Here is a 23,445-nt window from a genome sequence, read left to right as displayed (position 1 = left end):
GCAACGTCGCCTCGATTTCACCCAATTCAATCCGATTGCCCCGGATTTTTATCTGTTCATCTCGGCGTCCAACAAACTCCAGATTGCCATCAGCATGCCAACGCACCAGATCGCCAGTTTTATATAATCTGGCTCCTGGCTCCTGTCCAAATGGATGTGGGAGAAATCTTTCGGCGGTGATATCAGGACGTCTCAGGTAGCCGCGTGCCAATCCAGCACCACCAATATAGAGTTCCCCCACCACGCCAATCGGGACAATCTGATACTGCGCATCAAGGACATAGATCTCGACCTGCGCCAATGGCGCCCCAAGGGGCGTATTACTGGAGGTGACCCCCTCAGGCCCTCCCTGCACCTGATACATCTGGCTTCCTACCGTGGTTTCGGTCGGGCCATAGTTGCTGAACATGGTAGACCCCTGAACCATACGAGCCTGCACGCGCGTGCACCACTCCCACGAGGAGGCCTCTCCACCAACGATGAGTGTGCGTTGAGGCAACACCTTGTCCGCAATCTCTTCGCTCAATAACGCAGCCAGATGCGACGGGGCAATCTTGAGATAGTCAGCGGGAGCCTCCGTAAAAGAGCGTACCAAGAACTCAACATCCAGGGCCTCTTCCTTTGAGAACAACTGCAGCACCCCTCCCGTGAGCAGGGCGGGAAAGAGCATAGTCAGACAAGAATCAACGGTAAAGGGCTGCACCATCGCATACACCCCCTTCTCGAGACATCCGCGCTCGCTGGCTGCCAGGACGTAATTCAACAGTGCACGATGCTCAACCATGACACCCTTTGGGGTGCCTGTTGACCCAGAGGTATACAGCACATAGGCGGCATTCATCACCTGCACCGAACTTTCCGGATTTCCACCTGGTGCCTCCTGAAGAAGGTCCCACTGCTGATCCAGATAGAAACACCCCTCCTCTGGCAGCGACACGATCTCAGAGAACTTCCGCTGTGTCACCACCAGGGAAGCCTGAGCATCCTGAAGAATGCGAGCGAGTCGTTCACGTGGATGAGCTGGATCAAGCGGAATATACATTCCTCCTGCTTTCAACACCGCCAGCACCGTCACGATAAGCAACGGAGAGGGAGGCAAACAGATGCCAACCGGGATCTCTGGTCCCACCCCACGTTGCCTCAGCAGATTCGCGACCTGGTTTGCCAGGGTATTGAGGGCGTGATACGTCAGTTGCTGGTCGGCACAGACAACGGCGACCGTGTCCAGGATACGCTCGACGCGTTGCTCAATGAGCGTATGAAGACAGAGCGATGATGGCTGGATCTGCGAAGGCTGACGATTCCCTTGTAGCAGCAAGCGGTGTTCCTCCGGAGTCAGCAGGGTGAGATCGGAGATAGCACATCCTGATCGTGCCACACAGTCCTGCAACAGGGTCTGCCAGTGGTGGCTCATCCGCACGATGGTACCGGGATCGAAGAGATGACGGTTATAGCCCATTTCACAGCGTAACCCTTGCTCGTTCTCCAGGACTGAAAGGGTCAGATCAAATCTCGCATTTTTTGAGAGGATCTCCAGGCTCTCTGCATGGATTCCTCCAAAATCTCTGTCTGGACTACTGAAGTTTTGCAGGGTAAAGAGGACTTGGAACAATGGTGTGCGGCTCAGATCGCGCTCGGGTTGCACGGTCTCGACGACCTTCTCAAAAGGCGCGTCCTGATGGGTATAGGCGGCGAGCGCTATTTCCCGAACCTGGGTCAGCAAGGCTTCAAAGGTAGGATTGCCGGCCAGGTTGGCCCGCATGACCAGGGTGTTGACAAAGAAGCCGATGATGGACTCTGTGGCGGCGAGATGGCGATTGGCGATGGGAGTGCCAACCAGCAGATCCTCTTGATCGGTATAGCGATAGAGCAAGACATAAAAGCTACTTAAGAGGGTCATAAACAGCGTCACGCCCATACGTTGACTTAAACTCTTGATATTGTCGCTCAGTGTCGTGGGTAAAACGAATACTTCACGTGCTCCTTCGTGACTCTGGACGAGAGGGCGCGGTCGATCTGTTGGCAGAGCAAGGGTCGTCGCATTCTGAAGTTGCTGTTTCCAGTAGTCAAGTTGGCGATCAAGCACATCACCCTGGAGCCAGGCGTGTTGCCAGAGGGCAAAGTCCGCATACTGAGCCTTGAGTGCCGGCAACTGCGCGGGCATATTGCGCTGAAAGGTTGGATACAGAGTAGTCAGTTCATGGAGGAAGAGACTATTAGACCAGCCATCGGAGATAATATGATGCATGATCACGACGAGGATATGTTCATTGGTATCTAACCGGATCAATATCCCACGCAATGGAGGTTTTTGATCCAGTGCAAATGGACGTTCAACATCTTCCTCAATAAGGTTACGAGCAACTACTTCACGCTCGGGTGTGGTCAGTCGGCGTAAGTCACATTGTCGCAACTGAAAGATGGCTGTAGGCTCGATGAATTGGACAACGTTTCCATCTACCATTTTGAATGTTGTACGCAGGCTGTCATGTCGGCAAATAATTTCGATCAGGCTGCGTTCAAGTGCTTTTGTGTTCAGGGCTCCATATAAACGCATCACCATCGGTAAATTATAGTGAGAGCTATGTGGTTCCAATTGTTGTAAGAACCACATCCGCTGCTGCGCAAAAGAGAGTGTTACTGATTGTGCATGCGGAATTGGTTCCAGTGGTGGGAGGTTTACTCCATGCTCGTGCCGCGATATCTGTTCAATCCGCTCGGCAAGCTCTACGATCGTTGGGGCCTCAAACAGCGTCCTTACAGGGAGAGAGATTTGTACAAGTGTCTGTATCCGTGCCGCGATCTGTGTTGCTAATAAGGAGTGTCCGCCTAAGGCAAAGAAATTGCTGGTGCGAGTCAGTTGTGGCACATGCATGACCTCACGCCAGACCATCATCACGAGCTCTTCGATAGGAGTCAGCGGCTCTTCCTGCCTGCCCTCGGTCTCGCTGCTCTGCGACCATGCCGGCGTGAAGGCAAGCAATGCCTGCCGATCGACTTTGCCGGTGGTGGTTATCGGTAACGCCTCTAATATGATGAAGAAAGAGGGGATCAGGTAAGGAGGCACCTTTTCGCGCAGCGCAAGCCGGATGGCGTCGGAGGATGGGTTCTGTCCGGGGGCCGGGACCAGATAGGCGACCAGTTGTTTGCCAAGACCTTCGTGCTCCTGAAGCAGAACGACACAGGACTGCACACCGGGAATTTGACGGATGAGTTGTTCAATCTCGCCTGGCTCGATGCGATAACCGCGCAGCTTGACCTGTTCATCGAGCCGTCCCAGGTATTCCAGGGAGCCGTCAGCACGGTAGCGGACCCGGTCCCCACTGCGGTAGAGCCGTTGCCCCGGCAGGGTGCTGAAGGGATGAGGCACAAAGCGTTCCGCGGTCAGGTCAGCACGCTGATGATAGCCGCGTGCCAGGCCGATGCCCCCGATGTAGAGCTCGCCGGTGACGCCGATGGGCACAGGTTGCAGGTGGGCATCGAGGACATAGAGCTGAGTCTGTGCGATGGGACGCCCGATGGAGAGAGGCTCATGGGGTAGGCAGGCAGCGATACTGGCGCACACCGTGGTCTCGGTAGGTCCATAGGCATTGAAGAAGTGATGAGTGGTGGCCCACACGGACATGAGGTCGGGATCACAGGCTTCGCCGGCGACGATGAGGGTCTGCAGATCGGGCAGGGAGTTCTCCTCATGGGGCAGGACGGCCAGCGCGGAAGGAGGCAGGGTGAGATGGGTGATGGCCTGCTCGTGCAAGAGGCGGAGCAGATCGGGTCCCGGCAGGAGCTGCTGTTGGGAGGCCAGATAGAGGGTTGCCCCGGAGAGGAGCGCCATCATGATCTCGGAGACGGAGGCATCGAAGCTCAAGGAGGCGAACTGCAGTTCGCGACTGTGAGCGGAGAGGGCAAAGGTGTGTGCCTGAGCGGATGCCAGGTTGCCGATGCCCTGGTGCGTGACAGCGACGCCTTTGGGGGTGCCGGTAGAGCCGGAGGTATAGATCATATAGGCCAGATTGGTGGGGAGGACCGGGCTGTATGGCGCGGTCGGAGGCAGTGCTGAGAGGGAGGACCCGAGCCGATCGAGGTCCAGGCGGGTTATCAGCGTCTGATGCATGGGAGGAGAGGGAGGAGGCAGAGGAAGGGAGAGGGTTGAGTGGGAAAGGACGAGGGAGCAGGCAGCATCCTGGAGCAGGAAGGAGAGTCGAGCAGCAGGGAGATCGGGATCGAGGGGGAGATAGGCGCCGCCGGCTTTAAGAATGGCGAGCAAAGCGAGGATAGACTCCAGGGAGCGAGGCAGATACACGCCCACGAGCACCTCGGGACCGACGCCATGTGATTGCAGCAGGTGTGCCAGCTGGTTGGCTCGTTGATTTAGTTTTTCATATGTCAGATAGGTATCATCCAGCGCTATTGCTATGTGATCAGCTTTTTCCTTTGCTACCAATTCGAAGCGAGGCTGGAAACCGGGATCTGAAACCTGTTCCACCGCTGTTGCATTCCAATCAACGAGCATCTGATGCAACTCTTGTTCTGAGAGCATCGAAATGGTATCAACTGATTGTTCAGGATCAGTGATGATATGTTGTAAGAGTTGCTGCCAATGGGTGAGCATGCGAGTAATCGTCGCTTGATCAAAGAGGTCTGTAAAGTATTCTACTATGCACGAAATGCTCTGTTCATGTTCGATCACATCCACACTCAGATCAAACTTGGTTGTTCTATTCTCATTCTCACTGATGTGAACCTGCAAACCGGGTAGTTCATTGGATGGCATAGGGACATTTTGCAGGCTAAAGAGCACATTGAAGAGTGGAGAGCGACTCAGATCACGCTCGGGTTGTAAGAGTTCTACCAGCTTCTCAAAGGGGACATCTTGATGGGCATAGGCACGTAAGGTCATGGAACGGACCCGCTTGAGGAGTTCCCGGAAGGAGGGGCTGCCCGAGAGATCGGTGCGCAAGACCAGAGTATTGACGAAGAACCCGATAAGATGCTCAATCTCGGCGCGATGGCGATTGGCGATCGGCGTACCCACGGCGATATCTGTTTCCTGCGTGTAGCGGGCAAGCAATAACTGGAAGCTCGCCAGTAAGGTCATAAAGAGGGTCACCCCTTCTTTCTGACTCAGCTTTCTAATCTCGGCAGTTAGCTCTGGTGAGAAGGACAGTGCATACCTTGCGCCACGAAATGTTGGAGATTGTGATCGAGGTCGATCTGTTGGTAGCTCGCTGGGCACCAGCCCCTCCAACTGCTCTCTCCAGTAGTGTACCTTTTCCTCAAGTACCTGGCCCTGCAACCAGGAGCGTTGCCAGGCGGCGAAGTCGGCATACTGTAATGATATGGCTGGTAAGGGCTCGTTGACGCTTATGGCTGTAGTCTTGACGGCGGCGGCATAGAAGGTGTTGAGCTCGCGGACAAAGATGCCATTGGACCAGGCATCCGAGGCAATATGGTGCAGGGTCAAGACCAGATGATGCTCTGTCTCGTTGAGCTTGATCAGCCTGGTTCGCACTGGCAAATCATGGGCGAGATTGAAGATCTGCTGGCCTTCATGTTTGGCAAGCTGTTGGGCCAGATGTGCTGCCTCCTGTGTGGGGAGTCCGCTGAGATCAATAAATACAAGTTGGAAGCATGTGATCGGCTGGATAACCTGGACTGGTTGCGCCTGGTGCATCTCAAAGATGGTGCGCAGGACCTCGTGACGGCTGATGATGGTCTGCAGACTCTGTTCCAGGGCACGACGATTTAGCTCTCCCACTAATTGCAGGGAGATGGATTTATTATAGGCGGTATTGGTGGGGTCCAGTTGATCGAGGAACCAGAGGCGTTGTTGGGCGAAGGAGAGTGGAAGCGGATGTTCACGAGAGGCGCGTTGCATCCCGGGTGTTTGCTCCTGGTTCCCTCCTTGCAGTGCTATTTCGACCTGTCGAGCAGTTCCTGCAATCGTTGGCTCTGCAAAGAAATCTACGATGGAGAGATCTACCCCAAAGGCCAGGCGTACGCGGGAGACTACCTGGGTGGCCAGCAAGGAATGTCCTCCCATATTGAAGAAGCTTTCCTGGACATCCGGGATCGGGAGCTTGAGAACCTCCTGCCAGATAGCCTGCATGAGCTCTTCCAGAAGCGTTCGTGGTTGGTGCGCTGCTACCTCAAGTGCAGCGTCAGAACCTGCGTGGTTATGCATGGAGCGGGTGGGTCGTGGTAGTTTCTGACGATCAATCTTGCCATTGGACGTCAGGGGGAGCGTGGGCAGCCACGTGAGTGTAGATGGAAGCATGGGGGTAGGCAGATGGGTGCGTGCATACTGCATGATCTCCTCTTCGGAGGGCTCCGGCCGTTTCCGGGCCACCAGGTAGGCTGCCAGGAAGGGCGTGTCAGGCTCATCTTCTCGCATCAGGACGACACTTTCGCGGATCTGAGGATGCGCACCGAGCACGGCTTCGATCTCGGCCAGTTCAATGCGATAGCCCCGCAGTTTGACCTGGCTATCGCGGCGTCCCACAAAGACCAGTTGCCCATCAGCACGCATGCGTACGAGATCGCCAGTGCGATAGACCCGCTCACCCGGCCGTTGCGTCAGGCTCACGAAGCGCTCCTGATTTTGTGCCTGATCTGCCAGGTAGCCAGCAGTGACGCCAGCGCCTCCTATATAAAGCTCGCCCACAACGCCTTGAGGAACTGGTTGCCCCCAGCGATCCAGGACCAGGCACCAGCTATTGGCCAGGGGACGACCAAGAGGCACTTCCTCGCCTTCCTCTTGCAGGTCCATCTCGCCCATGAGCACCCCAATGGTGGTCTCGGTGGGTCCATAGTGGTTGTAGACGCGACAGGTGCCGGCCAGGGCTCCAAGCCGGGAGCGGAGTTGACCGGAGACGCGTTCGCCACCCAGCAGCAAGCGCTGGCGGGGGAGCAACTGGCGCTGCTCGTCCTCGGGCAGAGCGGCGAGCAGGCTGGAGAGGTGGGTGGGCACGATCTTGAGCACATCAATGCGCTGTTCGTGCATGGCCTGCGCGAAGGCGGTGGCCTGGGTGATCGTCTCATAGTCAAAGACATGCAGGCAACCACCGCTACCCAGCGCACCGAAGATGGCGCTATTGCCCAGGTCAGCGGCCAGGGTAGAGACGGTGGCAAAGTGCCATCCTGCCTGTGCCTGCATGCGGGTCAACAGTCCTTGTGTGTAGTTGAGCAAGTTGCGATGCCGAACCATGACGCCTTTAGGACGCCCGGTGGAGCCGGAGGTGTAGATCACATAGGCCGGATCCTGCTCGCTGCCCTGCCAGGGCAGATTGTCCTGAGGGTATGTCTGAAGGGAGGTATCTATCTCATCCAGGCAGAGCAGGGTCCCAGACCAGGATGACGGGAGCGGCAACGAGCTTGCCACCTTGCGGAGCGTCAGCAGGAAGGGCATTTGCGTCTGCTGCGTCATATATGCCAGACGTGCGGCGGGTTGTTCTGGTTCGAAAGGCACATAGGTGCCGCCAGCTTTGAGGATGGCAAGCAGTGCGACAATCATCTGTCCCCCACGTGGAAAACACATCCCTACCAGGGTCCCAGAGCTCACGCCCTGAGCTTGCAAGAAGTGTGCGAGCTGATTGGCCTGGGCGTTGAGTTGCTGATAGCTCCACTGCTGTTGCCCACTCTGGAGCGCCGGTGCCTTCGGGGTCCGGGTGACCTGGCGCTCAAAGAGCGCATGCCAGGGATCAGCTGGGATCGAGAGCCTCTCTCCCTGCAACTGCAGGTCCAGCCACTGTGCTTCTGATTTGCCGATGGTGGGCAACTGGCTCAGCGCTGTGGTCGGTATCGCCAGGACCACATCTAGTAAGCGTTGGAGTCCGGCTGCCCAGCGCTGGACCGTGGCGGCTTCCAGACGACTCTGATCATAGTGCAACTCAAGCTGAATCTGTGTACCCATCTCCAGAAGCGATAATTGGATTAGGAAGGGTTCTTGCCAACCACTGCGTCGGAACAACTGAAAGCGTACATCACCCGCTGCCGGAAAGGCTTCTGGCCACTGCTCCGACGTGAAGCTTATGGGAAATGGTGGCACATCCTCCGCGTTGGCGACAAAATAGTATTGTCGTTTCTTTGCTTCTTCCAGGGACCTGTGGACGGTAGCCAGGACCTGTGCAAATGGCTGATCGTACTCAAAGGTTGCGCTCATGGGTACATAACGGATATATAAACCGAGCGCATCAGCAAGCTCTTCATAGTATCGACCATCACAGGCAATCCCAACGATAAATGAGGGCGTTGTACTTAAACGTTCAATCAACAACTGCCAGCAGGCCAGCGCTAACGCCGCCGGAGTGACGTGATATTCCTGGGCTACCTGTACAATTTGAACCGATGTCGCTGTATCTACAGCCAGCGAACAGGTTGCAGGATTGAAGGGTAATGTTAAATCAACCTTTTCACCGGGCAGGTGGAGCGTCGGAGCCTGGTCCACTTTCTGCTTATTCCAGTACGCTTTGTGTGACTCTGCCTCATCCTCTTGCAGCAAGTCATTTTGCCATGCAGAAATATCAGCATATTGTAGTGGCTCTTCGTCTGTTAAGTTGTGTTGATTATGCAGAGCTGTATACGTCTGACTGAGCTGATGCACAAATGCGCGTAGTGTCGTGGTGTCAGCAGCAAACGCGCTCAGGCGCAGCAACAACAGATACTTATTCTGAGCTAGATGCAATAACGTACAATATATTAATGGTCCTCGCACAAGATCAAATGGACGAGATTGATAATGCTCCCACATTGCATCGATCACTGAATCTTGCAGCATGGTATCTATCTTCGTAAGATCGATGACCGGGCAAGGCGCTGGTAGACTCTCCGCCTCAATCTGGACCGGGAGGTCCATACCTGGCAAGCAGTCAAAAACCGTATGCAAAATCTCATGTTGTTCTGCTACCTGCTGGAGCGCATGGTGCAGCATCGTAATGTGCAGCGAGCCATCGATTAATACCGCACATTGAGCATGAAATGCGGAATGTTCCCCATACATGGACCAGAGACGAGTTTGCTGTAAAGACAAAGGGAAACTTTTAACGGTGAATGATTGCATCTTGTTGTCTACTCCTAAACCTTCCATGCCCCAGGAGTATTATCTCGGAGCCTGGACACGATAAATGCTATCAGGATTTCATCCTTTATGCTTTTGTGCTACTTGCATGAGTGCCAGACGGTCAATTTTGCCATTTCTAGTGCGGGGGAGTTCTGGGAGTACAGTGAGAACATCTATAATCATATAACGAGGCAAGCGTTCCGAGCAGAAGCGTTTGATCTCCAACAAGGATGGGGCCTGTGGGGTGTCGAAGACTATGAAGGCCATCAGACGTGCGTCAAGGCCTGAACCCGTCACAACGACTGCCGCTGTATGAATCTGAGGATGTTGTTCCAGTATAGCTTCGATATCACCGGGTTCGATGCGATGGCCTCGTACCTTCAACATCTGGTCCCGCCGTCCCAGATAAAAGTAATTACCATCTTTCTCTAAACGTACTCGATCTCCGGTTGCGTACGGTTGATTGCCATGAACAGGCTGGTTCCAATAGCCAATCATTACTGTGGGACCCTTGACCATCAACTCCCCTTCTTCACCGGGACCAGCAACCGAGCCATCTTCCTTTTGCGCCCAGACTGTATCGCCAGAACAAGCCTGACCAATGGGAAGCGGTGTGTTCTGCTCTAATTGGGTCCTTGATATAGCATAAAAGGTACAGACGTTCGTTTCGGTTGGCCCATAAAGATTGAGTAAGTCTAGCTCAGGCCAGCGCTTGTTTAGCCTCTGTACCTGTTTCACTGCAAAAGGCTCTCCTGCAAAGAGAATGGCACGAAGAGAATGGTGTGTTATATCCAGCCATCCCCCTTGCTCCATCATTAAAATCAAAACCGATGGTACAGAGTACCAGATAGTAATTGCCTCATTGACCAGAAAACGCACAAGGCGATGGGGGATGTATGAGAAGCCATCTGGAATCAGGCAGACCGTTGCACCGCGATAAAATGCTGCGTATATATCAAAGACAGAGAGATCGAAATGGAACGGGGCATGATTCGCCAGATTATCGTAAGGGGTGATATCCAGTTCAGAAACGGCCCATTCCACAAAGGCCAGTGCATTTTTGTGACTTATACAGACACCTTTCGGTTTGCCAGTTGAACCTGACGTATACAGGATATACGCCATATCATTCTCAGCGGTAGGGACAGTCTTATAGGGTGTTGTAGAGAATGTTTGTAACCACTCCCAGTTGGAATCATCTTCAGGGCTATCCAGACAGAGACAGGTAAGGAGTGGAAGATCAGCAGTCGCGCGCAGCCCGCTAGCTCGTTGTTGCATAGTAATCAACACGTGGATCGTGCAATCATTTATAATGGTACTGATACGTGAAGGCGGACTTAATGGGTCCAGTGGCACATAGACAGCACCAAGCCGTAGCACTCCTTGCATCGCAGCGATTGTATAAGTGGACTTTTCCAGCCAGATACCCACACGATCTCCGCGCTGTACTCCCAGCCGGGTCAATCCCCTGGCAAATTGATTCGCCAGGTTATCCAGAGCTCCATACGTTACTATGCCATCGATTGCGTTTATGGCTACTGCATCCTGGCTTTGTGTCGCATTATGAATAACAAGATCTACCAGATTCTTCACTGCTTGTTTTCTACTTCCTTACCTTACTTCAGATGCCTGATCCATGATAAGTTCTGCGATGGTTGCCAGATTAGCCAGATGCTCGGCAGTCACTTTTTCACTGGGGATGTCAACATGAAATTGTCGCCGAATGAAATTGAGCAATCCTACCAGTTCAAGGGAATTAATGACACCCCACTCAAGTAAAGGTGTAGCCTCATTTAAGTCTGTGTCATCGCCATCTAAGATGACTTCAGCTATATAGTGTTTTACCTGTTCGATAACTTCAGATCGCTGCATGGCATGTTCTCCATATTTTTTGATAGAATGCACAAACAAGAGCTAAATCGCTTTTTTATCGAGCTCATTGGCAAACTGTTCTTGATAAAGCTTTTTGTATAGTCCACCTTGCTGAAGGAGCGTCTGGTGCGTACCAGATTCGACAATCTCGCCTTTGTCTACCACAAGGATCAGATCGGCGGCGAGGATTGTCGAGAGGCGATGGGCGATAGCCAGTGTTGTTCTGCTTTTCATCAGTGGCTCAAGCGCTGCCTGTATTAGGCGCTCAGAACTACTATCGAGTGAGCTTGTAGCCTCATCCAAAATGAGGATACGCGGATCTTTGAGCAGCACTCTGGCGATAGCCAGGCGTTGTTTCTCACCTCCAGAAAGTTTGTAACCGCGTTCACCAACCAGAGTGTCGTAGCCCTCCTCCAACTCGAGAATACGTTCATGAATGGCAGCAGTTTTGGCGGCGGCAATTATTTCTTCCTCTGGTGCATCCGGACGTGCATAGAGGAGATTATCGCGGATTGAAGCATGGAACAAATACGTTTCCTGGGTCACCATACCAACCAGATTGCTGAGTGATTCCAGAGTGAGGTCTTTGACATCGTGCCCGTCAATGGTCACCGTGCCTTCATCAGTATCGAATATACGTGGGACTAGATAGGTGATACTGGTCTTTCCCGCGCCACTTGGACCTACCAGTGCAGCCAACTGACCCGGTTGAATGTGAAACGAGAGATTATGGAGTGTCTGACGAGGTGCCGCGTTTACTATCTGTGCCTCTACAGGTGGGTGGGGCTGTTCTTTTTTAGACGCGAAAAGTTGCTCCAGAGCTTCAGATTTCTCTTGTTTGTAGGTAAATGATACGTTTTGAAATTTGATCTCTCCTCGCACTTGCTCATCAGATAGATCGAGTGCATCTGGCTTATTCTGTATCTCAACTGGCAGGTCGAGATATTGGAATATGCGATCAAAAAGCGCCAGCGCCCCCTGGACCTCCACCTGCATCCCCAGCAGTTGTGTGAGCGGACCATATAATCGTGTTTGTAGAGTCGTAAAAGCGACAATACCACCCAGCGTAATGCCCGCGATCCCCCGTGACCCATGGATGATTTGCAAGCCGGCTACCAGATAAACTATGGCAGGGGTCGCAGCCATAATGACGCTAACGAGCATGAAGAACCAGCGACCAATCATTTGTCGATGGATCGTGAGGTTAGTTAAGCGTTGATTCTCGATCTGAAATTGTTGCTGCGCAAATTTCTGGCGACCAAACGTTTTGATCAATAAGATTCCGCTGACAGAGAGCGTTTCCTGCAAAAATGCTGTCAGTGTTGCTATGCTTTGCTGGATTGACATCTGGTTGCGTCTGCGCGCTTTACCAACCTTGTGCGTTGTCCAGAGAATGAAAGGGAGCAGGCCAAGGGTGATGAGTGTTAACAGCGGACTGATAAAGATCATCGCGATGACCGTACTCAGGACCATTACAACGTTGGTGACGATCGTCGTTGAGGCATCAATTACTATATTTTGTGCACTGCTGATATCATTAGACAGACGTGATTGAATTTCACCGATTCGCGTGGAGGTAAAGAAACGGAACGACATACGATGCAAATGGGCATAGAGTTTATCGCGAAAGTCATACATCACCTGTTGACCCACAGCATTGCTGAAGTAGGTCTGTCCAACGCCAATAACTCCGGAGATGGCAGGGGTTATAATGAGAACTCCCACGCAATAAAACAGGAGTGTAGAGTCGCGTTTGGCAAAAGCAACATCAAAGATGAGACGTATAACAAAAGGATTGACTAAACTCAGCAGGGTTGTGGCAAGGATTGCCAGCAAAATAAGGATAATGCGAAACGGATAAGGATGAAAGGCCAGCAGGATGCGTTGCATTGTGTGTGGATCTGCCTTGCGTCCACGTTTCTTCTGCTCCTCAGCATATTCTGCCATACGACTAAATTCCATACGATCCTCTTATATCTGACTAGGAGTTGATATCTCAGAGAGGTTGGTTACGTGTGCCGTGATCTTTCATCCCTCTCGTATATTCAAGTGAATAGTAATAAAATGAGTGCTAGATCTTTTTCTCTTTGCAGCTGTCATGTACCGTTTGTCTGGATACGCCAGAATTTCGGACATACCTGTGAGATACATAGCTGTATATGAACTGATGCGCAAAAAGAAAGATTCTAGCTGAGCTGCAAAAAATGAGGTTCACTCCGGAAAATAGTATCTTCAATGGGAGAGATGGTAGACCGGACGTGGAAACTAGCGCGAAGAAAAGTGTGCACTTTAATGAATGACAAAGCGCGTATCGCTACCAGAAGGACTGGGGTACTCCACTGGTTTTAGTCGCTTCCATAAGAAATCCTTTATTGAAGATTGATATGGTTTGTGTTTCACCAGGTGGATGTTGTCTCAGACATACTCCGTCATTCCTGTACAATGTCTTTATCTGTACAAGAAGAACGTTATGTTTCATTCTCTTCTGTCGGAGCATGCGCTACAACGAACAGGGTAGAGGTGATGCACGATCAATAACTGCTTGAGAAGACGCAATCTCTCGATGAACATTAATGAGCAGTGTTATCTTCGTTCCATAGTGCTTCCAAATCACCTGCATTGAGTATACAAGGAAGTGCAGGAGGAAGAAACGGCTGGAAAGAGGCTATCTAAAATAGTCCAGGGGCTATCAAAGACTTTTAGGGGCTATGAAGAGGCTTCGTTGGGGCTCAATAGATTCTCAATTCATGGTATTTACATACCGACAGTAACGGATCATCCGCTGCTGTCGGTATGCGCAAATCCCTTATTCGTAACGTAGCACATCAAGCGGACGTATCCGCACTGTTCGCCAGCATGCGAACAAAGAGGTGATGAGCACAAGCAGGACTGCACCGGCAAATAAGCCGATGAGCAATACTGTATTGGTGCTAAACGTAAATGGAACCGTGGCTCCATTGACACCCAGGTTTGAGGATGTGACATTTAAGAAGATGTTGCCGAGAAAATTCGTCAGTAATGTGATCAGTAAGATGGCGAGGAGAGCACTCAGACCCCCGATGATCCCATATTCAAGTAAGATCTCTCCCTGGAGTATCTTCTGTGTATACCCGATTGCTTTCAATATCCCTAATTCGCGGCGGCGTTCTAAAAGGTCCAACACGATGGCATTTGCCATAATAACCATGCCGGATAGAAGTACAAAGGAGGCCAGCACTGTAAATAGCAGGGTGATCGTAGAGACGACCTGGAGATAGCCATCGGCGTTACTCGCTGGCGTCTGTACAAAAGCGACTGCAGGTATGGCGTTCTTAATGGACGCTTCCGCCTGTGCTAATTTTGCCGGGTCAACTTTCAGGTAGAAGATCGCTTGCTCCGTCGTAGGAGCCAAGGCCCTGACAACATTCTGACTGGTCAAAATGGGAGCTACATGGGCGATCGATATCCCGGATGTCATGTATTCTCCCACTATTGTTAAGGTTGAGCGGGTTTTTCCATCGGTGTCGGCTACGGTTACAGTACTGCCAATGGTGAGCGAGAGCGCGTTGTTCTGAGCAGGAGCATAAGGGATTAAGGCATTGTGCGTCTGAGCGTCACTAGCATTCAAGTTCCGTCCCGCCATGATCTGAAATGTATGTGAATCAGGCACTTGTTTATCTGCCAGGTCATAACCTTCAACGCCGTCGAAGTTGCGGAGCGCCTGGCGAAATGAAAATATCCCGGTTGCCGATGCGTCATTGTTCTCTGCCCTGCTAATAAGGCTTTGCCATGGTTGACCGTTAATCTCAACAGGTGTCGTGGCTCCAATGATTGTTGCTTGAGAGGAGCGTAGATTCGGGACCTTCCTCAACTGTGCTTGCATTGTACCCGTTTGGTTCTGTGGGATTTTTACGACGATGTTCGAGGAAAGCGACTGATTCATACTCATGGCAAGCTGACTTTGAAGATCCTGCCCGATCATCTGAATGCTGCCAATCACAAAGATACCTACAAACAGAAGCAACATGAGCATGGTCGTGCGTGTTGGACTTCTTCCAATATTGCGCAATGCCATCATGGTGTTGATCTTCCAGTTATGAGGTAGCCATTTTATCAGCAGTACAATGATTAGAAGCCCCAATACAATACCTCCTATAACTGGGATGAATACACATACCAGTGCTGAGGCTGCTATGCAGATGAGAAGCACTATCAGGTAGGTTGCACTGTATTGCTCTGAGAGGTGAATGAGGCTGATTCCCCAGATGATAGGACGAAAGCAAAGCCCTAAAAAGAGCAGAAATACTACTGTTCCACAAACGCTTGCACATGCCAGTAACCCATTTCGCAAAATGATACCGGCCAGGAGGCAGAAGAAGAGTAGAATGAAGCAATAGAGAATTAATGTACGTTTGCGTGTGATGGTAGGGCCTCTGCTTTGATGCTCGCGCATAACCTGGATAGGGCGGATTGCGGCGGATTGGACGATGGGTAACAATCCAAAGCCTAGCGCCGTGATCGCCCCCAGTATGATGCCGCCTCCAATGGTCAATAAGTCAGGTTGAAATGGGATTGCCAGTATGGTCGTCACAATACCATAACTGATACCGAGCGCTATCCCGGTGCCAATCACTCCACCGATGAGGCCAATGATACCTGTTTCTACTCCAAAGAAGCAAGCAAGTGTCCTCCAGCTATAACCTGCCGTCTTGAGCATTGCAATTTCTATGGTGCGCCGGGATAACAATACACGCATTGTGTTGAGAATACCAAGGCCCCCAATGAGTAGTGCAAGCAGGCCCGCCAGTTCTTGTAATTGTGTCTCTCGATCCGTAGAAACCTGGGACTGTCGTTGAATACTATTAACAGTTTGTACTGTGACAAGTGGAAAATGCCCTTGTTGTACTTGTCGCTGTATTGCCTGTATTGCTTGATTGGTATGAGCCTGATCCTGGGTGGTGATATTGATACTGTCATATGTAACCGGAACAGAGGCACTGGCTGCTTGATACTCGGCGAACGAAATCAGGATGAATGTGTTGCCTGTAGGATACATGCCACCTGCTGTATTCGCAACGACCCCAGCCAGGCGAACGTGAAGTGTATACGCTGGTCTGCTCTGTGCTTGCAGAGATTGAATCTGGAGGTTAAAGGTATCTCCAATCTTTTTGTGATAGTGCGTCAAAAATGTCTGGGTAACGACCGCCTGGTTCCCTGTAAGCAAGGTTGCTAGCGAACCAGAGGGGGGGAAACAAACGTAGGAGCGGTTACTAAAGGGAAGTGTTGAGGATTAATAATTTGCACAAAGAGTCCCAGTGGTGGTGTAGGTGCCTGATCTATAGTGCCACTCTCAATGTTCACCGGGGTATAGTTAGTGATTATCTGTACGCGTTTTAGTTTATCGAAAAAGGCGAGGTCACTTTGTTTGATCGGAGCATTGGGGTCTCCTGCAGACAAAGAAATATCGCCTCCATTAGCCGCGCGCGCATTATTCACATATGCGTTTGCTGCCATTATCCCGATCAGTTGGATTGCAACGACTGCCATTACTCCGATGGCAATACAAATGACTGCCAGCCATGTAGAAATTCCTCCTCTCCGGAGAGAACGGAGAGGATACGTAAGGAAGAGGGAAACTTTCATCTCTTAGCTTCTCCGTTCCGTTCGTCCACCTGAGCAATCTTTCCATCCACGATATGAATGACACGATCAGCATTACGTGCGACGGTCGTGTCGTGTGTGGCAAGAATAAAGGTTTTTCCCGTCTGTGTACGCAGATGCGCGATCAGGTTGAGAATATTCTGGTCATTCTGTACATCCAGATTTCCAGTTGGTTCATCATTTTCTTGCGCTGTCAGTGTCGTAATAAGGTTATAGGCTTGAAAAACTATGCCAATTTTGTGATTGCGCACGGCGGCAAGTTTCCCCGCTTTTAATGCGTAAGCAGTGTGTTGTTGTGGTGAAGTGGGTTGTATATATTTTTTCAGACTATGCATTCTGTCAGCTCCTTTTTGTAGTATCATACAAACAGTAAAATCGTCTGGGTATCTTGCTATTAACCTTTTGCACGATTTTTACTCCATGTCGAATTTGTCTTGTGGTACGACTGTTTCCTGCTGTTTTAGAAAGTATATCCAGGTTTTCTGACAGAACTTTGACAAACAAGAGAATTTCTGGATTTTTCCCCATTTGCAAGTCCACAGGCGTTTTTTGCCCAATTCGAGTGCTACCCCTTTCAAGCATCATATGGAGAGGTGTCTTACCTTCGCCTAATTTTGTTCTTGCGTAGGCACAGCATCTTGCTGAGTAGTACTTGAGGCTATAGAGGGCTTTTGTTTGTAGCCAAGAAATGGCAGAATGGGCGATGCCATTATAGTTGTAATCAGTGCCATAATGACGAGCATGGCAAAGAGGGTTGGCGAAAGCACTCCCATCTGGAGACCTATGTTGAGAACAATCAATTCGACCAGTCCACGTGTGTTCATCAGCACTCCTAGACTGAAGGCATCACGCCAGGATTCGCCAAGGATATGAACAGTAAAGGCTCCGCCAAAGATTTTGCCTCCACAGGCGATTGCGAGAATCAGAAGACAAATCAACCAGAGCCAGGGACCATTAATCAGGCCGATTTGTGTGTGGAGCCCAGTGTAGACAAAATAGAGCGGTAGGAAAAGCAAGCTATTGATCTGATCTATGTTGCGGACTAGCTCGACCTGGATTCCCTTGCGAGGCAGAATAATACCCGCCAAAAAAGCACCAAAGACCGGATGAATGCCGAGTGCATTGGTTATGGATGCAAACCCTAGCAATACGATGAGACTGAGAACCGCCTGTATAGAGCCTGAATGATCACGCCGAGCAACAAAGGATAAAAATGGGCGGATGATCAGAAATGCGCCGATCACAAAGAGGACAAGCAGTCCGATGGTTACTGCCACGGAAAACAAGCCCTGAGAATGAACGAGAGCGATTACCAGGGCGAGTAAACACCAGGCCGCGACATCATCGACAGCTGCGCAGGTCAGTGCCAATATTCCTATTCTGGTGCCGAGCATTTGTCGCTCGGTTAACAGACGGGCAAGCACTGGGAATGCCGTAATCGCTATGGCTGTTCCAACGAGGAGTAGAAAGGAGATCTGTGTTGCATGCTGCCCTGCAAGGCTGTGAAATAGAAAAAAGGCGACAAATGCTCCTAAGGCAAACGGTAAGAGGATTCCACTGAATGATGTGAGCATTGCCTTCCTACCCTGGCTCAAGAGGAGATGGGTGTCCAGGCGTGCTCCAAGCCCAAACATATACAGCACCAGACCAAGATCCCCCAATGTCTGTAGCGTTGGCAAAGATGACGCTGGAAAGATAAACGTTTGGACTTGTGGAAGAACCGCTCCCAAGAGAGAAGGGCCTAAGGCCAAGCCAGCTAGAATTTCGCCAATGACCCATTGTTGACCTACCTGTTTGCACAGATAACCGCAAAGCTGCACAATGATCAGAATAACGATGAGCTGAAAAAAAACTTGCCCTGTAAGCATAGTACCTCCTTGGGTAGTGTTGCAAAAAATTTAAAGCTCAGTAATTGAATTGTACACGAACATATGTTTCCAGTAAAAGATGCAGAACGAGCACCTTTTCTCTGTGACAACGATTCTTTCGCCGTAATTGCCCGTTCAATTTTCTCAGCTCAAAAATTTTTGCAACATTACCATATAAAACAAGGCATGGATCGCTGCGATGATCAGGACACTCCACCCTAAAAATTGATTGATCGAGCGTAAAAACTGCAGGATATTGCGCGGGGCTCATTGCTCCCCACGCATGTAACCGCTTCTTCGTGAGTTGAGATCCCCCCCGATATACAAACTGACCCAGTGCATAGAGCGCAACAACGACTGCTATCAATCCCACCATGGAACCAATGGCGGACATATCCAGAGCAAACTGATTTGGTTGATTTATGAACCCGGGAAGAATTCGTCTGAGGCTCAATAGGAGAAGCAGGAGGTCAACTGTCGGCAGTATCCAGCATCCATGTGCCAAATGTCTCAAAGCTGGCCGGGACAACCAGTACCTCTTGCGCGTTCTTGATGGGGGAAATTAGATGCGATTGCCCTGCCATCCGGAATGGTTGTGTTTCAAGAATGAAGATATGATGTTGACATCCTCCCCCGACTAAAGCACAGGGGGGTTCTCACGCTCGGTTATATAAACTCTTCTTTATTTAGAGCGAGCAGAGGAGTTCTTCATGATGACCGAGCAGCATCCGTTCATATGCTATGCATCCTCTACCTCTTTCTCTACATCGTGCAGGTTCAACATATCGCCCGTAGAGACATAGATTTCGCGTAATCCTTCAAAGGGATTGCGTGCATGAGCAGCGAGCATATTATCAAGCATCAGAATGTCGCCCCGCTGCCAGGGGAAGCCGACTTCCAGCTCGGCATAGACCTGGCAAATGGCCTGCATCACCGCATCCTCAATCGGAGAGCCATCCCCATAGAAGCAGGTGCGCGGCAGATCGTCCTCGGCAAAGAGCGAGCGTAAGGACGCGCGAATGTTGGCATCCAGGCAGGCAAGATGCCAGTGAGTTGCCTGGTTCCACCAGAGGAGTTCATGGCTGAGAGGATGGGTGAGGATGGCAGGACGGCGCTGACGGGTGCGGAGCCGGTCGCCATCTTTCCACTCAAACTCAATGGCCGACTGGCGGCAATAGGCTTCCACCTCCTCTTTCTCGGTAGTACCAAAGGCGGTTTGCCAGGATAATCCGAGCTCTGCGCTATAGTTGTGAACATACATAATCTGTTTGCGCACAAACGCCTCGCGGATGTCGGGGTCGATGCGCTGGAAGACGGCGCGGCTATCGACAATGGGAGTCTCGCCGCCGACATTGGCAGGTTGAGCACAATAAAACCAGATTTTCCTGGGCCAGCTGGTGTTGAAGGAATTCTCATTATGCCAGAGCAATTTTTTCGTTGATGGATAGAATAGTGATGTATAAAGATCGCTATCTCCCTCTCTATTTCCGCTAAAGAGTTCGGAACAGAGGGAGGAGGCGAAGCGCTCAAAGTCAGCAGGAGAGGGGACGGCGAAGTCGCGGAAGAGGATAGCGCCGTGCTTGAGCAGTTCCTCTTCAATCAGCGCACGGTTGTTCTGGCCCCACTCCAGCAGATTGGTGTGTGCCTGTCCAGGACGAAAGACGAGAGGGAGAGTGGAACCGCTTGCTAAATAGCTTTGCTGAACGATGGGTGTGGTTTGCAGGTCGATGGGTTTAGGCTTGAGCTCTTTGAATCTCCGCAGGGTTTTCACCTTCTGTGGCTCATGTTGTTGCTCCTTTTCTGCTGATGATTGCAGGGTAATGGCATCAATGCGGATGTCAGGGTCATGGACCACCTGCTCAAGCAGGATGGTCAGATGCCGTGCCATCCGTGTAATCGTTGGTTCATCAAAGAGATCGGTACTATAGAGAAAGGCACCTTTGAGCCCTTCTGGACTGTGTAAAAAGGTGACGATCAGGTCCAACTGTATACTTTCAGTTGGTAGTGTCAATTGGCTAACGGTCAACTCAGGCAGATGAGGAGCCTCATCAGCCGCGGCGCCACTCACGCGATTTTGCAGCAGGAGCTTGACCTGGAAGAAGGGTTCCTGATGCAGATCGCGTGCTGGTTGGAGGACCTCAACGAGTTTTTCAAACGGGAGGTCCTGATGGGTATAGGCTCCCAGCGTGGTCTCCTTCACACGAGTAAGCAAGGTACGGAAGGAGGGGTTGCCCGAGAGATCAGTACGCAGGACCAGCTGGTTGATGAAGAAGCCAATTAAGGGCTCAATCTCAACCCGGTTGCGGTTGGCGACATCGGTGCCGATGACAATGTCATCCTGTCCACTCCAGCGATGAAGGATGGTCTGGAAAGCCGCCAGCAGGAGCATAAAGAGGGTCACCTCCTGCTGCTGGCTCAGGGAGAGGAGCGCCTCGGTCAGGGAGGAGGGCAGATCAAAAGCATAGCGTGCTCCGCGATAGGTACGCAAGGAGGGAGCCGGGCGATCGGTGGGCAAACGCAGGGGAGTGGCTCCGGCGAGGTGTGAGCGCCAGTAGGCCAGAAGGGTGTCAAGGATGGGACCCTGGAGCCAGGAGCGTTGCCATGCGGCATAATCGGCATATTGAATGGGCAAGGCAGGAAGCAGGGCAGGTTGCTGGTGCAGGAGAGCGGAGTAGAAGGTGGAGAGTTCGCGCAGGAAGATGCTCTGAGACCAGCCGTCAAAGGCAATGTGATGCATCATCAAGAGGAGGGCATGCTTCTGCTCGTCTTGTTTGACCAGGGTGGCACGCAGTAATGGACCATGCTCTAGATGAAATGGATGTTGTCTCTCTTGCAGGGAAATTTGCATAAGCGTGTCTGTGCGTTTGTCTGCTGCCAATCCCGAGAGATCAATATAACATAATAAGGAAATGGGCGCTGATCTAATGGTCTGGACGGCCTGACCATTAATGGTGTTGAAAACGGTACGTAGAATTTCATGACGACGGATAATCTCACATAAGCTCTGCTCTAGAGCTGAGATGGAGAGAGTGCCATGAAGATGGAGCATGAGAGGGATATTGAAGACGGACAGGCCGGGCCTGAGCTGATCGAGGAACCAGAGGCGTTGTTGGGCAAACGAGAGTGGGAGTTCTCTCTCATGTGTGGCTATGATCGGAGGAGGAGCCGGCACACCGTTTGCCGCCTGTAACTGTCCCTCGATGGTGCGGGCCCATTCAGCAACTGTCGGCGTGGTAAACAGAGTGAGCAAGGGAAGCTCGATGTGCAGCACTGATCTCATGCGGGCAATGATTTGTATTGCCAGCAACGAATGACCACCAAGATCAAAGAAGTTACCTTCTCGTTCTATGTGCCTTATACTCATTACCTCACGCCAGATCGCCATTACAATCTCTTCAATCGGAGTAAGTGGCTCTGCCAGGGACTTCTCCGGGGCACCAGACCCGGTTGGTGCGAACGCAAGCAATGCCTGCCGATCGACTTTACCGGTGGTCGTCAGGGGCAGCGTTTCCAGGCGAATAAAAAACGAGGGGATCAGGTAGGTGGGAACCTTTTCCCGCAGATAGGTTCGTACATCGTCAAGCGACAGGTCATGACCTGGCATAGGAACCACATAGGCAACCAGTCGTTTCCCCGCTTCAGCATGTTCCTGGAGCAGGACGACACAGGACTGCACGCCTGGATGCTGACGGATGAGTTGTTCAATCTCGCCTGGCTCGATGCGATAGCCACGCAGCTTGACCTGTTCATCGAGCCGTCCCAGGTATTCCAGGGAGCCGTCAGCACGGTAGCGGACCCGGTCCCCACTGCGGTAGAGCCGTTGCCCCGGCAGGGTGCTGAAGGGATGAGGCACAAAGCGTTCCGCGGTCAGGTCAGCACGCTGATGATAGCCGCGTGCCAGGCCGATGCCCCCGATGTAGAGCTCGCCGGCGACGCCGATGGGCACAGGTTGCAGGTGGGCATCGAGGACATAGAGCTGAGTCTGTGTGATGGGACGCCCGATGGAGAGAGGCTCATCGGGTAGGCAGGCAGCGATACTGGCACACACTGTGGTCTCGGTAGGTCCATAGGCATTGAAGAAGTGATGAGTGGTGGCCCACACAGACATGAGGTCGGGATCACAGGCTTCGCCGGCGACGATGAGGGCCTGCAGATCGGGCAGGGTGTTCTCCTCATGGGGCAGGACGGCCAGCGCGGAAGGAGGCAGGGTGAGATGGGTGATGGCCTGCTCGTGCAAGAGGCGGAGCAGATCGGGTCCCGGCAGGAGCTGCTGTTGGGAGGCCAGATAGAGGGTTGCCCCGGAGAGGAGCGCCATCATGATCTCGGAGACGGAGGCATCGAAGCTCAGAGAGGCGAACTGCAGTTCGCGACTGTGAGCGGAGAGGGCAAAGGTGTGTGCCTGAGCGGATGCCAGGTTGCCGATGCCCTGGTGCGTGACGGCGACGCCTTTGGGGGTGCCGGTAGAACCGGAGGTATAGATCATATAGGCCAGATTGGCGGGGAGGACCGGGCTGTATGGCGGGGTCGGAGGCAGTGCTGAGAGGGAGGACCCGAGCCGATCGAGGTCCAGGCGGGTTATCAGCGTCTGATGCATGGGAGGAGAGGGAGGAGGCAGAGGAAGGGAGAGGGTTGAGCGGGAAAGGACGAGGGAGCAGGCAGCATCCTGGAGCAGGAAGGAGAGTCGAGCAGCAGGGAGATCGGGATCGAGGGGGAGATAGGCGCCACCGGCTTTAAGAATGGCGAGCAAAGCGAGGATAGACTCCAGGGAGCGAGGTAGATACACGCCCACGAGCACCTCGGGACCAACGCCATGTGATTGCAGCAGGTGCGCCAGCTGGTTGGCTCGCTGATCCAGAGCCGCATAGCTCAATTGATGTCCAGTGTCATCGACCATGGCTATGGCTTCCGGGGTCCGTTGCACCTGCGCTTCAAAGAGCTGATGGGCGCAGATTGCCGGGGCGCGATCACCCTGGTTGGTATTCCACTCCTGCAAGATTAGCGTCTTTTGTG

At 52.1% G+C, this 23,445-nt stretch carries 9 protein-coding genes; all 9 read right to left on the bottom strand.

The window, feature by feature from the left end; all coding sequences use genetic code 11:
- A partial coding sequence (locus JMI88_RS38610; RefSeq protein WP_201367419.1) for a non-ribosomal peptide synthetase occupies positions 1–9,055 on the bottom strand: 9,055 nt, incomplete at its 3' end.
- Between the two features lie 78 nt (positions 9,056–9,133).
- On the bottom strand, positions 9,134–10,648 hold the full coding sequence (locus tag JMI88_RS38605) for an amino acid adenylation domain-containing protein (RefSeq protein ID WP_201367418.1): 1,515 nt from the start codon (positions 10,646–10,648) through the stop codon (positions 9,134–9,136).
- An 18-nt stretch (positions 10,649–10,666) separates the two neighbouring features.
- Positions 10,667–10,927, bottom strand: a complete 261-nt coding sequence (locus tag JMI88_RS38600; protein ID WP_201367417.1) for an acyl carrier protein — start codon at positions 10,925–10,927, stop codon at positions 10,667–10,669.
- 42 nt (positions 10,928–10,969) lie between these two features.
- Positions 10,970–12,874: an ABC transporter ATP-binding protein gene (locus JMI88_RS38595; protein ID WP_236023257.1), complete on the bottom strand. Its 1,905-nt coding sequence runs from the start codon at positions 12,872–12,874 to the stop codon at positions 10,970–10,972.
- A gap of 859 nt (positions 12,875–13,733) precedes the next feature.
- Positions 13,734–16,130: an FtsX-like permease family protein gene (locus JMI88_RS38590; RefSeq protein WP_201367415.1), complete on the bottom strand. Its 2,397-nt coding sequence runs from the start codon at positions 16,128–16,130 to the stop codon at positions 13,734–13,736.
- A 5-nt stretch (positions 16,131–16,135) separates the two neighbouring features.
- Positions 16,136–16,549: a hypothetical protein gene (locus tag JMI88_RS38585; protein WP_201367414.1), complete on the bottom strand. Its 414-nt coding sequence runs from the start codon at positions 16,547–16,549 to the stop codon at positions 16,136–16,138.
- On the bottom strand, positions 16,546–16,902 hold the full coding sequence (locus JMI88_RS38580) for an ATP-binding cassette domain-containing protein (protein WP_201367413.1): 357 nt from the start codon (positions 16,900–16,902) through the stop codon (positions 16,546–16,548). Before JMI88_RS38580 ends, JMI88_RS38585 begins: the two co-directional genes overlap by 4 nt.
- A gap of 273 nt (positions 16,903–17,175) precedes the next feature.
- Positions 17,176–18,435: a cation:proton antiporter domain-containing protein gene (locus JMI88_RS38575; protein ID WP_201367412.1), complete on the bottom strand. Its 1,260-nt coding sequence runs from the start codon at positions 18,433–18,435 to the stop codon at positions 17,176–17,178.
- Between the two features lie 739 nt (positions 18,436–19,174).
- A complete protein-coding gene (locus tag JMI88_RS38570) occupies positions 19,175–23,428 on the bottom strand; it encodes a non-ribosomal peptide synthetase (RefSeq protein WP_201367411.1) in 4,254 nt (1,417 codons plus the stop codon).
- Positions 23,429–23,445 lie beyond the last annotated feature (17 nt).

This window comes from Dictyobacter formicarum, assembly GCF_016587435.1.
Note: the sequence above shows the minus strand (reverse complement) of the source record. Positions and strands in the feature narration are given on the sequence as shown.

Excerpts from the sequence above, each read along its gene's own strand:
- JMI88_RS38600 (WP_201367417.1), bottom strand. The coding sequence starts at position 10,927 with ATGCAGCGATCTGAAGTTATCGAACAGGTAAAACACTATATAGCTGAA.
- JMI88_RS38595 (WP_236023257.1), bottom strand. The coding sequence starts at position 12,874 with ATGGCAGAATATGCTGAGGAGCAGAAGAAACGTGGACGCAAGGCAGAT.
- JMI88_RS38585 (WP_201367414.1), bottom strand. The coding sequence starts at position 16,549 with ATGAAAGTTTCCCTCTTCCTTACGTATCCTCTCCGTTCTCTCCGGAGA.
- JMI88_RS38580 (WP_201367413.1), bottom strand. The coding sequence starts at position 16,902 with ATGCATAGTCTGAAAAAATATATACAACCCACTTCACCACAACAACAC.
- JMI88_RS38575 (WP_201367412.1), bottom strand. The coding sequence starts at position 18,435 with ATGCTTACAGGGCAAGTTTTTTTTCAGCTCATCGTTATTCTGATCATT.